Origin of the sequence: Paenibacillus lautus NBRC 15380 (assembly GCF_004000945.1) — a bacterium.
GTDB classification, from domain to species: domain Bacteria; phylum Bacillota; class Bacilli; order Paenibacillales; family Paenibacillaceae; genus Paenibacillus_AQ; species Paenibacillus_AQ lautus.
The window spans coordinates 1-13,844 of record NZ_BIMF01000037.1 but is presented as its reverse complement, the minus strand read 5'-3'; the positions used below and the strand labels follow the sequence as shown (position 1 = coordinate 13,844).

The following is a 13,844-nucleotide window of genomic DNA, read 5'->3' as shown; positions in this document are numbered from 1 at the left end:
CAAAAGCTCCTTCCATTGCCTGCGAGGTTAGCTTAAGGGTTCGGTTGAAGGTCCCCTATGATCCCTCTCTTGCGAGATCAATTCACCCAAGACGGATCCCCCGCTTCCCATATCGTTATGGGAATTCGGCTCCTTAAAATGTTGATGAACCCATTCATTGACGTCTGACGTTCCAACATAATTAACGAATTTACATCGTTCCAACAAAAAAGTTACAGTAAAGATGACAAAGTTGTTACTAACATATTCGTTATTTTAGCAGAGTATTAACAATTTGGCAAACGAGGAAAGATCATTTTTAAACAAAAAAACCTGTCCCCATCTTGGGGAAACAGGTTTTTTTGTAATTTGGCGCTCAGAAATTTGTAATATAGAGGATAAATGAACTCTTATTCTTTGTAAAATCAAGCCCCGGATAGAAACGTGTCACTTCGGATTACAGCTTATTCGCGAGCATGTTTCATCATTTCAGGGTAACGAATTGTAACGATTAAGGATGCGGTGAGGAGGAATCTCTCCACAAATGATATTGAGCGGAAATTACCCAAATGTGGAAAAGTCCATTCAGAAAATAAGAGGCCTGCTGAATAATTAAGCCGATCAACCCGGCCCAGAAAAGCGAAGCCGAGCTCAGGAGCAACAGAATGACACAGGAGGATCCGCCGATGGTGATGGATAACAGCACTGCCGTGCCCAAGCGACGGAAGAGCGCATGGAGAGAGCTGATCATACCGAAGTCTCCCGTGCGCCCAAACTGCATATAGAGCAATAACAGGCGGATTAGATAGGCGTACAAGAACCAGCCAACGGCATACGGCAGTGCATGAAAGAGCAGAACAGGCTCCTGAATCCCATTTAGCAGAATCGGAAGAATTTTGGGCAGAAGCCAGTAACCGGGCACAAAGGTGAGAATAAGCTCAATCAGATAGAATAGCGTTACAGGTTTCCACAGTTTGCGCATGCCAGTGAAGAAGAATAAACCCCGCTCGCCCTTGGCTTCCTGGTGAAGGTTGTAGAAGATGCCGGCCCGAATGAGCGGGGTGAGAACCATCCGGATCAGGAGCAAACCGGCCAGAAGCCATCCGTAGGTGTGGACCGTGCTGCTCAGGGTTAGACTCATCTCGCCCTCATAGAAGAATAACAGACGGCTGAGCTCGTTAGGGGCAGAATCCGGATATCGCATCAGAAGGGGAACGACTGCCGATTTTACGAGTCGGTACAGGCAGTATCCCCACAGCAAACGGTATAAGAAGAGCAGAATCGAGACGTATAGCTGGTCTTTAACACTGATCCACCCTTGGCCTGCGTAACTTTTCATGTGCTCCCCCCTCACCATGACAGGCTGCCGAACAGCGTCTCCACAAGCTTGGTAATACTGAGATTCCAGCGTGTAACCACCTTCGGATCCATTCCTGCCTTCATATAGTTATTGATGTGTTTGTTCTCCAGGACGATGGAGTATTTGGGATCAACCATGGCCCAGGCGAGCGGAGTGCTGTACTCCAGGGTGTAAGTAACTTTGCCGTCCTTGCCGCTCCAGGTCCGCTCCACCGTTTTGCCGTCCTCAAAGGCGAACACGATCGGCACATTGGTTATGTCCCCGTCCTTGCTCGTAATCTTGACCGTAGACTCATAACGAGGATGTTCCGCCGTGCCTTTATTTTTGGTTTTGATCACGTCGATGGCGACATCCGCCATCTGGCTTCCATATACATATTGGTCAAAATACGGCTGCCATGACGTTTTGCTTACTTGCTCTACAACTTTCTGGAAGTCGGACGTGGTCGGATGCTTGAACCGGTATTTCTGGGCATACGTATGAAGAATCTTCTCCATCATCTGCGGACCGACCTGCCGTTCGATGCCTTGCAGCACCAGCTTGCCCCTCGTGTAAACATTCAGTGCGTAGTTTTCGTGGGAGCTGTATTTCCAGGATTCCATCTTCAGCGGTGCAGGGGAAGTAATGGATGCTCCCTGAGCTGCCGTGTTGGAGGTAATGCCGTATTCTTTTTCCATCACTCGTTCTTCTGCATAGGTTGCAAAGGCCTCGTCCAGCCACGCTTCCTCAAATTCATTACTTGCGATCATTCCGTAAAAATATTGATGGGCGATCTCATGGATGACGGTCCGCTCCAGCTCATATCCCGGCGAATCGTTTTTGGCACCGAAGGCCGTGACCAGCGTCGGGTATTCCATGCCGCCTGCACCGTTGCCCGATTCCGGCGGAACGACGATGGTCAACGTGGAATACGGATAGGTTCCGTACCATTTTCCAAACGAAGCGAGTGCCGACTTGGCGGCATCAAAGTAACGCTCCTTTAAGTCTTTATGGGCCGGATCGAGATACAGCTTGATGCGGACCCCCGGTACGCCTGGTGCGGAGAATGCTTCTTCTGCCGTAACAAAGTTTGGCGATGCCGACCAGGCAAAATCATGCACATCATCCGCATAGAACTGATAAATTTTTTCCCCGTTTGATTTTTGGGCAGGCTTGGTAGGGAATCCGGTCGCGGCGACAATGTAATTTTCGGGCACTCGGATGCGAACGCTGTAAATGCCGAAGTTCGAATAGAATTCGGAGTTGCCATGGTATTGATGAAGATTCCAGCCTTCCTCTGTTCTTCCGCGAAGACCAGCCGGTTCATAGACCGAAAGTTTAGGAAACCATTGGCCAGCCATAATAAAATTCTCGGTGGTTCCCATGCGAGCAAATATTTTGGGAAGTTCGACCTCGAACTCCAAGTGAATGGTAACACTCTCCCCGCTCTTGATGGGTTTAGGCAGCCGGAGCTTGGCAAGGCTGTGATCCTTGATGTTGCCGTCATCGGGTTGAACAAATTGAAGGCGATGGGTCAGGGCCAGTCCTTCGGTTGTTTTCACGCTGGTAATGGTCATGGAGCCGTATCCGTCGTCTGGCATGGGATCGGAACGAAGCCTCCCGCCCGATTCCTTCATAAAAGTCGTGTCATTGGAAGCAAATGCATTGGGATACAGATGAAAGTACAGCTCGTTTACGCTTTTTTTGCCTGGATGAGTCCAAGTGAGTGTCTGTTTGCCCTTGAGCTTGTTCTCCTCAGGCTCGTACCGAACATCCATATGATATTCCACCAACCGGTCGCTTAAGGCCGGAGCGGGAATATTAGGCTGCACCTTAGGCGGTGAGAGCGGGGCCTTCTCCACGGCAGAGGCGGAGGGCTTGCCCGCATTTGGGGCAAGAGCAGACGCTGAGGACCCTGGATTCAGAAATATCGGCATCGATCCTGCAAGCAAACCAAGGGCAAGCAGGGATGATAGAAAGACTTTGGCACGTGGTGGGACCATATCGAACAACCTCCCGTTGACAAGCATCTAGTGCATGTATATGTTTGCTTTTGGGTGATTATTAGTTAAAATAAAATTATTGGGACATGGTTATCAATTTAGCAGCCGATACGTAAAGAATCGGCTCTGATATAGGAGGTCGGCAGCAGTGGAGAATGAAGAGCAGAAGCAGGGTGCGAAGAAACCGATTGCTTTGAATATTATTAATAGCAAGAGTAAGCATAAAGGGTTTGGATCAGGCTCCATCGATCTGAACAGTCTGTCACCCGTCATTATCGATAATGGCGAGGCCCGAGTGGATATTGGGGCCATGCATGCCAAGAGTAAGGTGGAGAAGGGTATCCGTTTCAGCATGAACCGGGATGAAGTGCCCAATGGACGCCAGGTATGGATCGTGTGGGTGGCTGTAGATCGTACCGCCGAAGGACAGCATTATGCAGGCATGACCGCCTGTGAAATGTGGATCGACCACGAGGCCCGTCGTGGCTGGAAGATCCTCGCCGATCATGTGAATAAAATGGACGCGGCGATGAAGCGCAAGATCATTCTGGATGGCCTTGGCGACGTCGAGAAGAAGGCACTGCGTGAGCTGCTGATTTCGCGTAACGAGGAATGGTGGAATGCATCGCCCGAGGAAATTAAGGAAGCCCTTCGAACCGAGGAATAATACAATAAATGAAAGCAATTGTTCTAGATGTGAAAGTGGAAAGACCGGTTGGATTCGTAATCGAATCCCGCCGGTCTTTTTGTAATTTCGTAAAGTTAGAATGGAAGGGCGTAGGTCAGTTTTTCTTTTTGATCGAGAAACGGATTTTTGTATTGGAGCGTCAGCTTGCCGCCGGCATATCCGAGATACGTAAGGCCGTCACCAATGAAGCCCACCTCATTCGGCGGCATTTCCTCAATGACTTTGATGGTTTCCTCGTCCAGAAGCTCAGGATAGATAAGCTCGGCTGTCTTGCCTGTCGGATGGACGATATACAGGGTCGCCTTCGTGTATGGTCGGACGAGCAGGAAGTCCTGTTCAATCGCTTCTACGATAAAACTATCCTTTACTCCCGTGAGCGCGGCCAGGTCATAAGTTTTGACCGTTTTGCCCATCGGATGAACCAGGGCAAGCGTACTGCCGTTCATCATGGCAATATTGCCTTTGTAGCTGAGTTGGTCCGGATGGTAGTTGATCCCGGCAAAATTGGAATGATTGGTTTTGGATAGCTTCAGGATTTTCTTGTCCTGAATGAGCACCCGGTATCTTCCCTCATGAATATGAGGTTCGCCGTAATAATTGGACAAGTCGACCACATAGGTATTGCTATTGATGCGATGTGCGCTTAAGCTGACTTGATCGATCTCCTCAACCGGGATTATACCAACTTGGGCTGGCGTGGATCCGGCTTTACCCATCGACAGCATACCATTCTCGCGATTTACCCAGAACAGCATATTGGCCGTGGAAGCATAGGCGTATTTTGACCAAGCATCAAAGGTCGTTCTAAGCCCGGATTTGCTGTCATATTTCAGAGGGATGCCGAAAGCTTTGGTAATCAGACTGGCGGGAACATAAGTCACGCCTTTCTTCACGACCGGAGCCGCCTCAAGCTTGAGAGGGGTCCCCTTGGCATTGACTGCACGCGACTGTCCGATGATAATGCGAACAGACTGTGTCGGGCTGTTAATATACATCTCTTTTTTCCCCGGGATCGTCAACTGCAGCTGCAGATGTTCGGAAACTTCCTTCAATGGAATGAATACAACGCCTTTATTCGTATAAGGTTTATGTTTCACATCCAGAGTGCTCCATGTTGTCTTGCTCTGTGATGTGGAGGCTGCTGCCGCATGGGCAGGAATCGTCGTGAGCGATGAGGACGTAAGCAATAAAGACATGGCTATGGATGCGGTACCTGCTAATTTGATAATTTGTACGGACTTCATATCATTTCCTCCTTCTGGTTTTCACTCCCGTCTATATAAACGACTAAATAATGGGAAATGTTTCACCCTATCGTAAAATCATGTAAAAAATGATATATGCGATGGCATAAGATCAGAGTTAGTGCGCCAAAGGACGACCAAAAAACCGGAGCTGCCCTGAAAGGGCGGAGCTCCGGTTATATTAATATCCTGATTTCAGATCCTGATCCTTGCCAAGCAGGATGGTGAGACCAAGCATGGTAACGATAATGGTGGCGCCCATATCCGATATGATTGCAATCCACAGGGTCAGCCATCCCGGAATCGTTAGCAGCAAAGCAATGGCCTTCAGCGACAAGGAAAGTCCGATATTCCACTTAATAATCTGATTGACCCGTCTTGCCGTTTGGATGGCCCCTGGCAGCTTGCCAAGGTGATCCTGCATCAATACAACGTCGGCCGTTTCAATGGCACTGTCCGTCCCTTTCCCCATCGCGATGCCCAGATCGGCAGCGGCCAATGCAGGGGCATCGTTAATGCCATCACCAACCATGCCGGTTTTTTTGCGGGAAGAAAGCTCCTTGATCTTGGCAACCTTCTGTTCAGGCAGGAGACTTGCGAATACCCGAGATACACCGGATTGCTTCGCTATCGCCTGTGCGGACTGCTCGTGGTCGCCTGTCAGCATGACCGTATCCGTGATACCGGCCTCATGAAGCTTGCTGACGACGGTTGCCGTCTCCGGTCTGATCTCATCGGCAAGACCGAATTGGCCTAATACGCGATCCTCGCTTACGGCAGCAACGATCGTATAACCCTGGGCCTTCATTCTCCGGATGTCTTCCTCCACGGAGCTGATATGGTCTTGCGGGCCGTTCACATGCTGCAGCACTTCCTCGCTTCCGACCCAGAACAGCTTCCCTCCGATCTCAGCCCGAATGCCTTCGCCGGGCAGTACCGTTATCTGTTGAGGTTCATTAAACATGCACTGCGGATTCTTGATCTCCAGATGCTTCATGACCGCTTTAGCCAACGGATGGAGAGAGGATTGCTCCAGTGCGCCTACAACGGCATAAAATTTTGTTTCATCATATACCGTCTCCGCATAGACGGCAGGCTCGCCTTTGGTCAAGGTTCCCGTCTTGTCAAAAGCGATAGCTTCCAGCCGGCCAAGCTGCTCCAGGTGGACCCCGCCTTTGATCAGAATGCCGTTGCGTGCCGCGCGGGTCATCCCGCTGACCAGTGCAATCGGAGAAGAAAGCACGAGCGAGCAAGGGCACCCGACGATGAGGATGGACAGCCCCTGATAGATCCAGGTCATCCATGGCTGATTCAGCAGCAGCGGAGGAATCAGTGTAACTGCCAGCGCAATGATCATAATAGCGGGAGTATAGTATTTCGCGAATTTATCGATAAAGAGCTCTGTCGGCGTCTTGCTGTCCTGTGCCTCCTGTACAAGATGCATGATCTTGGCCAGGGAGGAATCCTCATAAGCCTTCGAGATGGCGATATAGAGCACGCCGTCGGTGCTTACGCTGCCGCCAAATACGGTGTCGCCCTCCCGTTTCGTAACAGGCACCGATTCCCCGGTTATGGCAGCTTCGTTCACCGAGCCGGTTCCCTGGGTTATGGCTCCGTCCGAAGGAATCTTCTCGCCCGGTCTTACCCGGACAACGTCCCCGGGAGAGAGGCTCTCGATCGGCACGCGCTGGGTTTGACCGTCTTTCCATAGATCGGCTTCCTTCGGTGCTGCAGCCAGCAGCGCTTCCATTGATTGCCGGGCTCGATTCATGCCGTAGCCTTCCAGCAGCTCGTTAAGACCGAACAGAATGGCAACCAGCGTGGCTTCCCGCCATTCCCCGATGATGACTGCGCCCACGAGCGCAACGGTCATCAGGGTATCCATATTGAATTTGAAGCGGGTCAGGTTACGCAGTCCGCGCAAGAACGTGGTGTACCCGCTCAGAATCATAGCACCTGCATATAGTGCGATCACAACCGGTCCGGCGACTTTTCCTTCTAATAGAAAGGTTAGCACATAAAAAACAGCCGAGATGGACAACAGCCACTTCATTTTTCCTTCACTGCCGTTACGGTGCTCATGAGCCTGACCGTGATCATGGCCATGTTCTTCGTCCTGTCCTTGTGCTGATCCATGAGAATGCGATGAAGGGGCATGTAGAGCAGCACCGGCGGCCGATAACGCTGTCTGCGGAGCATGAACGATGCGCGCACCGTCACTTTTCAGAATGGTTTCTACTCGGTTTAGATTCACATGAGGAGAGAGGGTCAGCTTCCCGCTGTTGTAACTCAGTCGGGCATTGTTCCCATGATCCAGCTTCTGGATCTCTTCCTGCATTTCACGTGTACAGTTCGGGCAGGAAAGCCCCTGTACCCGGTATTCAATAAGTTCGCCGCCTGCCTCCGAAGATGATTTGGAACGTTGATGGTTGTCCGTGCTCATCTACATCTTCTCCTTCTGGTGCTCCAGCGTCATGTGAAGCAATGTCCGGATATGGTCATCTTTGAGCGAGTAGTATACATTCTTTCCGGCTTTGCGCGATTTGGCGATATCTTTGTTCTTCAGCGTACGCAGATGATGGGAGGCCGTTGCCGTTGAGCTTCCGAGTACTTCGGCTACATCGCAGACACACAGCTCGCCGCCACTGTCCAGCATATAAGCTACCTTTACCCGCGTCGGATCGGCCAAAGCCTTGAAGATTTCCGCCATACCGATCATATCATCATCGGAGATCGTTTCTTTTAACAAAGCAATCCCTTCGGTTGAAGGACATTCCGTTTCACACAGCTCAAGGGAGACTTCTTCGTTCATCGTCCGGGCATTCATAAGAACAACCTCCTTGGATTAGGAGCAATAAGCGCTCTTTATTCTATATATTCAAACGTTGATTTGATTGTTAGTCATAATATACCCGATTTACTCACAATATTCAAACGGATATTTGATTGTTCACAAGCATTTCACAGTCCAAGAATGAATCGATAAGTCATATAGTATTAACCAATTCCAATGGTTAGGCGCAGTGTCGCCCCTCAGAAAATCCTTCCATTTCATATCACGCCAACTTATACTATTAGCAAAAAGATGTAAAATTCGCATAGGAAGAATACTGGGCCCAGGGCGCCTCATGCACTACATAATACCCTTGCACGGGCCAAACGTTTCGACTCGAATGTGTACATTATCTAATACCTATCCTTCGATTTACGGATGTGTATGAACAGGGGAGGCGAGAGTATGACTTGTCCAATATGTCGATATGAAACGGGAGATGGGAAGTATTGCAAGAAATGCGGGGCAAGGCTGATTATCGAGGACTCACCCGTATTTGCCGCCATGAAAGAGCAAACAGCAACGTCGGAGGTATACAGTGTCACTAGGCGAAGTGTCAGCAGTAGAGGGGAGATACCTCATGCACGCCAGATTGAATCTGCTTTGCCGGTGTATACCCCGCCGGATATTCCTTTCCGAGCGGCAGGCCGGCAGCATTCCGATGAAGATGAGGAACCCAATCCTTATTGGACCAGCTTAAAATTGTACGGACAGCTTTACGGGGATTATTTTCTGAAGGGACTAAGACATCCCTTTGGCGCAGCTGCCGGAACTGAGAACAGCCAGTTCTTCAACGCGATCGTGTCCATGGTGCTCTATGTTGTTCTTTTTCCACTCGCGCTGTACGCAGCGCTTCATCATGAACTGCAAGGGCTGCCCGAGGGGGCGTTTGCAGATCTTGTCCTAAAGCCTATCGTTTGGACTGCGATTTTCTTATTCTTGCTGAACGTCTTTACCTTCGCTGCGGTCAAGCTGTCCTTCAACCCGGCTGCGAAGCTAAAAGAAGTGATGGCAAGATTCGGAGCGTTGCTGCCCTTATTCCTCGTGTTGTATGTGGTCAGTTTTGTGTTCCTGTTCCTGAATGGCGATATATCGAAGGTTATCATCCTCCTGTCGTTCATCAGCACCGTGATGACCGTGCCGTTACTCGTCATGACCAGCTACAAGAGAAGAATGGTTGGCGGCCTGGATCCGCTGTATGCGATCCTGCTGGTTTACGTTGCACTGATGCTCGTGATCGTGATTCTGGGTAGTTCCATGATTGAATATATAACCGATTTATAATGAAGCCATCTACATAACATATCGTGGAAAAAGAAAAACAGCAGGTCCTCTTGCGGGAAAATCCCGTTAAAGGAGCTTGCTGTTTTTTTTGATGTGACGGGTTCGATCCGAGTTACTCGACCCACCATCGTTTGAAATCCTTCCACCAGGAACGCTCTTCCTGTTTCTCGGCCGCATCTGCAGGGTCAGCCTTCTTCGCGGGCTCGCCGTTTCCATGTTTGTCACAATATTCCGTAGGCTCCGTACCCTTGACGAAGACCTCCAGAACTTTGCCAGGACAGTCGGCGCCTGCAAGTTTTCCGGTCTTGGGATCCACATAAGCGCTGACGACTTCATCCGGGATCGGAAAAATCTTGGGCGGTACATTCTCCAGCGCTTTCTCCGTGTACTGCGCGAAAATCGGAGCTGCCCGCCGCCCGTCGACTTTGCTGATTTCCCGCCCTTTATCATATCCAACCCAGACCGCCGTCGACAGCTCCGGTGTATAGCCCACGAGCCAAGCGTCGGAGTCGGTGGTACCTGTCTTCCCGGCAACCGGTCGTTTCATCAGGGTAGAGACCCGGTTACCCGTGCCGCCTGTCTCGAATACCCCCTCCATCATACGTGTCATCACGTAAGCGGCAGCAGGCTCGACTACTTGTTCCCCTGAGTCTTCCGGCGCTGTATACAAGCTGCGGCCGGCGGCATCGGTGATACTCAGTACGGCGACAGGCAAGACCCGTTTACCGTTATTCGCCATAACGGCGTAAGCGGAGGCCATCTCCAGCGGACTGACGGGCGAGGTTCCCAGCGCCAGCGAAGGGACAGGCGCAAGCGGACTTGTGATGCCCATCTTTTTCGCCATGTCGGCTACTTTATCCGCGCCGATCTTCATGATGGTATTCACGGCATAAATATTATCCGAAGCGGCGATGGCTTCCCTCATGGGAATTTCCCCTAAATATTTATCGCCGAAGTTGCTGGGCTGATACGTTTTGCGGTTGTTATCGTAATGAAACAGAGTGGGCTGGCTGTTGAACACGCTGGTGCTCGTCATTTCCTTGGATGCAATAGCCGTAAGGTACATAATCGGCTTAAACGAGGACCCGGGCTGCCTTGTTTTGGCCAACGCGTGGTTGTATTGATTCTCACGGTAGTTCTTTCCGCCAACCATGGCTTTGATGTGCCCGTTACGCGGGTCGATGGATACAAGCGCCGTCTCCAGCTCGCTCTTGCTGTCCATGCCCTCGGATACAGCCTCTTCGGCTGCCTTCTGGGCCCGTGGATCAAGGGTCGTATAGATGTTCAGGCCGCCTTGTTCGAGCTGCTGATCGGTAATGTTCAGCTGTTTAGTAACGAGGCTTCGGACATAGTCCCGGAAATAGGAGGCAATCACCTTATTCTCCTGCCGGTCCTGAGGAAGCAGGGCGAGCTTGGCCGAGGCGGCTTTATCGGCCTCGGCCTCGGTAATGAACCCGGTCTCCGCCATGGCATTCAGGACAATCTGCTGTCTTTTGAGCGCATTGTCCATATGATTGTAGGGCGAGTAATACGTCGGGCCCTTTGGAATGCCGGCCAGCATCGCGCTTTCGGCCAAAGTCAGGTTTTTTGCCGACTTGCCGAAGTAGAGCAGGGACGCCGATTCGATACCGTAAGCCCCATGGCCGTAATAAATTTCGTTCAGGTACATTTCAAGTATTTGATCTTTCGTATATTTCATCTCAAGCTGGGCGGTAAATTTGGCCTCCTTGAGTTTGCGTGTCCACGTTTTTTCATGAGATAGGTATAAGTTTCGAGCAAGCTGCTGGGTTAACGTGCTTGCGCCTTGTTTGCGATCCATATGCTGCAGGTTGACCAATACGGCTCGGGCCATGCCCTTCATATCAAACCCCGGATGATCATAGAATTTCCGGTCCTCCACCGCCAAGGTGGCCTGGATCAGGAGGGGAGATATATCGGTCAAGCTCACTTGCTCGGCTGTATGTCCCGTGGTGGAGAAGGTGGCGATTAAATCTCCTTGGCTGTCGAGCAGACGGGAGTAGCGGGATGTTTCCGCGACGGGCAGTGGCGTTATAAATAAATAGGCGAGCAGAATGCCGCCGGCGATGATGGAAATGCATAGGAGTACGAACAGAAATGTAGCAAGCCGGACGAAACGACGTTTGCGCTTTGGTGATTTTTTTTGTCCCGGCATCAGTGGTTCTCCTTCCAGTCCTTTTTGTAGAGTCGAGGCTTTTGCGCTGCAAAAACGGAGATATGCTCAAATTCCCCTTAGCTTCCTTCTTTTTCTATACAGTATGGGGCTGCAGAAGGCAGGATATTCATCGGAAACGATGATGTTTTTGCTTCCATTCGTCTGTACCGGAAGTTTTGGTTGCAATTTGGGCTTGATTTAATATAATCTAATTTGTTTGGTACAATAGGAAAAGTGTGAAACTGTAAGCTAAAGGCATCTGCCCCGAATAAAGTTTTACGGCTTGGATCTGGACGGCTGAACATTATTCTAGCGGAAAGAAGGTAGTGACGATGGAATTATGGTACACAGAGAAGCAAACCCCGACTTTTGGCATTACGGCTAAAATCCGGGAGACTTTTGTACATGAGAAGACGGAGTTTCAACAACTGGATATGATCGATACTGAGGAATTCGGGCGCATGCTCGTTCTGGACGGTATGGTTATGACTACGATTAAGGATGAATTCGTCTATCATGAGATGGTCGCTCACCCCGCACTGAACACGCATCCAAATCCGAAGAAGGTTCTTGTTGTCGGCGGAGGAGACGGTGGCGTCATTCGCGAAGTGATCAAGCATCCGGGCGTAGAGAAAGCCGTACTCGTTGAAATTGATGGGAAAGTCATTGAATATTCGAAGCAGTATTTACCTGAGATCGCCGGCAAGCTGGATGATCCGAAGGTCGAAGTGCTGGTTAACGATGGATATATGCACATCATTGAGCACAAGAACGAATACGACGTCATTATGGTAGACTCCACAGAGCCTGTGGGCCCGGCTGCTCCGTTGTTTGAGCGCGGATTCTACCAAGGGATCTACGAAGCGCTGAAGGAAGACGGTATTTTCGTGGCGCAAACGGACAACCCGTGGTTTAAAGCAGACCTGATTCAGCAGGTCAACAAAGACGTGAAGGAAATCTTCCCGATTGTCCGTGTGTATGGAGCGAACATTCCAACCTACCCAAGCGGTCTGTGGACCTTCACGATGGGCAGCAAAACGTATGATCCGCTTGAAGTGGACGAGTCCACAATTGATGAGATGGATACGAAATACTATTCGCCTCGCCTGCACAAAGCCGCATTCGTGCTGCCTAAATTTGTTGAAGACCTGGTGAAATAAGGAGGAGCGTATAAACTGATGAAACTGGATCAAGGTTATTCCGGCAACGTGTTTATTTTGAGCTCCGAGGATTATGAAGGGTCCAAGGCTGTCATTTACGGTATGCCGATGGATTTCACGGTTAGCTACCGTCCCGGCTCCCGTTTCGGTCCGGCTCGTATTCGCCAGGCATCCGTTGGCTTGGAGGAGTACAGCCCGTACTTGGATAAAAGCATTGAAGACATGACGTATTTCGATGCAGGTGACCTGATGCTGCCTTTCGGCAATGCGGGCCGCAGTCTTGAAGTGATTGGCGATTATGTAGGCAAGCTGCTGGATGACGGGAAATTCCCGATCGGACTTGGTGGCGAGCACCTCGTATCCTGGCCGATCATTCAGAAGGTGTACGAAAAGTACCCTGACCTCATTCTGATCCATATCGATGCCCATGCTGACCTGCGCGAGCATTATGAGGGAGAGCCGCTGTCCCACTCCACGCCGGTCCGCAAAGCAGCGGGAATTATGGGCGGCAAGAACATTTATCAGTTCGGTATCCGTTCCGGCTCCCGCGAGGAGTTCCAATATGGACGCGAGAACATTAATTTTTATCCGTTCGAAGTGGCGGCGCCTCTTAAGGAAGCCTTGCCTTCCATGGGCAACCGTCCGGTCTACGTGACCATCGACATCGATGTGCTTGACCCGTCTGCCGCACCGGGCACCGGTACTGCAGAAGCGGGCGGCATCACATCGAAGGAGCTGCTGGAAGCCGTGCACCTCATTGCGGGCTCCGACGTGAATGTGGTCGGCTGTGATCTCGTGGAAGTGGCGCCGATCTATGATCCGACCGAGCAGACCCAGATCGTGGCTGCGAAGCTGATTCGTGAGATGCTGTTGGGATTCGTTAAGTAGTCCACCCACCCAAACCCTCCCTGCCAGGGAGGGCCCCAAGGGCGCTGCCCTCTGGACACCCGGAACTTTGGTGTTCGGAGTGGGTATGAGGATATGAGCGGGGCTGGTGCTTGTTCCCGGCCACCGCTCGGTCTCCCCTGCGGGGACGCCCTCGTGGCCTCTGGTGCGCCCATATTTCAGCCGAGGCTATTCGCCTCTCGGCTGTTGAAGAAAAAGCAAGCCTCCCCTATCTAAGCCTTCGGCTATCGGGGTT

Annotated in this window: 10 protein-coding genes and 1 riboswitch; of the genes, 4 read left to right on the top strand and 6 right to left on the bottom strand. The window is 50.9% G+C overall.

The genetic code is table 11. From position 1 onward, the window contains the following. Nucleotide 1: 1 nt before the first annotated feature. Nucleotides 2-141, bottom strand: a riboswitch (cyclic di-AMP (ydaO/yuaA leader). 349 nt (nucleotides 142-490) lie between these two features. Together PLA01S_RS30540 and PLA01S_RS30535 are read right to left on the bottom strand one after the other, a co-directional pair. After that, on the bottom strand, nucleotides 491-1,318 hold the full coding sequence (locus PLA01S_RS30540; RefSeq protein WP_127596217.1) for a hypothetical protein: 828 nt from the start codon (nucleotides 1,316-1,318) through the stop codon (nucleotides 491-493). Nucleotides 1,319-1,329: 11 nt separating this feature from the next. Then, on the bottom strand, nucleotides 1,330-3,321 hold the full coding sequence (locus PLA01S_RS30535; protein WP_127596213.1) for a M1 family metallopeptidase: 1,992 nt from the start codon (nucleotides 3,319-3,321) through the stop codon (nucleotides 1,330-1,332). A gap of 148 nt (nucleotides 3,322-3,469) precedes the next feature. Here PLA01S_RS30535 and PLA01S_RS30530 point away from each other — a divergent pair, with 148 nt between their 5' ends. Beyond that, nucleotides 3,470-3,988 carry a YwhD family protein gene (locus PLA01S_RS30530; RefSeq protein ID WP_127596210.1) on the top strand — a complete coding sequence of 173 codons (519 nt, stop codon included), beginning with the start codon at nucleotides 3,470-3,472 and terminating at the stop codon, nucleotides 3,986-3,988. A gap of 95 nt (nucleotides 3,989-4,083) precedes the next feature. Here the strand turns inward: PLA01S_RS30530 and PLA01S_RS30525 are convergent, their stop codons facing one another. From PLA01S_RS30525 to PLA01S_RS30515, 3 genes are all read right to left on the bottom strand, one after another. Then, the gene (locus PLA01S_RS30525; protein ID WP_127596207.1) at nucleotides 4,084-5,253 is read right to left on the bottom strand and encodes a copper amine oxidase N-terminal domain-containing protein; all 1,170 of its coding nucleotides are present in this window, start codon (nucleotides 5,251-5,253) and stop codon (nucleotides 4,084-4,086) included. Nucleotides 5,254-5,434: 181 nt separating this feature from the next. Then, entirely contained in the window at nucleotides 5,435-7,696 is a 2,262-nt protein-coding gene (locus tag PLA01S_RS30520) for a heavy metal translocating P-type ATPase (protein ID WP_127596203.1), read from the bottom strand. Beyond that, complete coding sequence (locus tag PLA01S_RS30515; protein ID WP_127596200.1) at nucleotides 7,697-8,080, bottom strand: ArsR/SmtB family transcription factor; 384 nt, start codon at nucleotides 8,078-8,080, stop codon at nucleotides 7,697-7,699. A gap of 411 nt (nucleotides 8,081-8,491) precedes the next feature. Here PLA01S_RS30515 and PLA01S_RS30510 point away from each other — a divergent pair, with 411 nt between their 5' ends. After that, the gene (locus PLA01S_RS30510; RefSeq protein ID WP_127596197.1) at nucleotides 8,492-9,370 is read left to right on the top strand and encodes a hypothetical protein; all 879 of its coding nucleotides are present in this window, start codon (nucleotides 8,492-8,494) and stop codon (nucleotides 9,368-9,370) included. Between the two features lie 112 nt (nucleotides 9,371-9,482). Here PLA01S_RS30510 and PLA01S_RS30505 read toward each other — a convergent pair whose 3' ends face one another. Next, nucleotides 9,483-11,543, bottom strand: coding sequence for a transglycosylase domain-containing protein (locus PLA01S_RS30505; RefSeq protein ID WP_127596194.1), 2,061 nt, complete (start codon nucleotides 11,541-11,543; stop codon nucleotides 9,483-9,485). A gap of 332 nt (nucleotides 11,544-11,875) precedes the next feature. On the opposite strand from PLA01S_RS30505, the gene speE reads away from it, so the two are divergent. Both speE and speB read left to right on the top strand, forming a co-directional pair. Then, nucleotides 11,876-12,703, top strand: a complete 828-nt coding sequence (speE, locus tag PLA01S_RS30500; protein WP_012818360.1) for a polyamine aminopropyltransferase — start codon at nucleotides 11,876-11,878, stop codon at nucleotides 12,701-12,703. Nucleotides 12,704-12,721: 18 nt separating this feature from the next. After that, nucleotides 12,722-13,591 (top strand): agmatinase, encoded by an 870-nt coding sequence (speB, locus tag PLA01S_RS30495; RefSeq protein ID WP_100541604.1) that lies wholly within the window; start codon nucleotides 12,722-12,724, stop codon nucleotides 13,589-13,591. The last annotated feature ends 253 nt before the right edge of the window (nucleotides 13,592-13,844 follow it).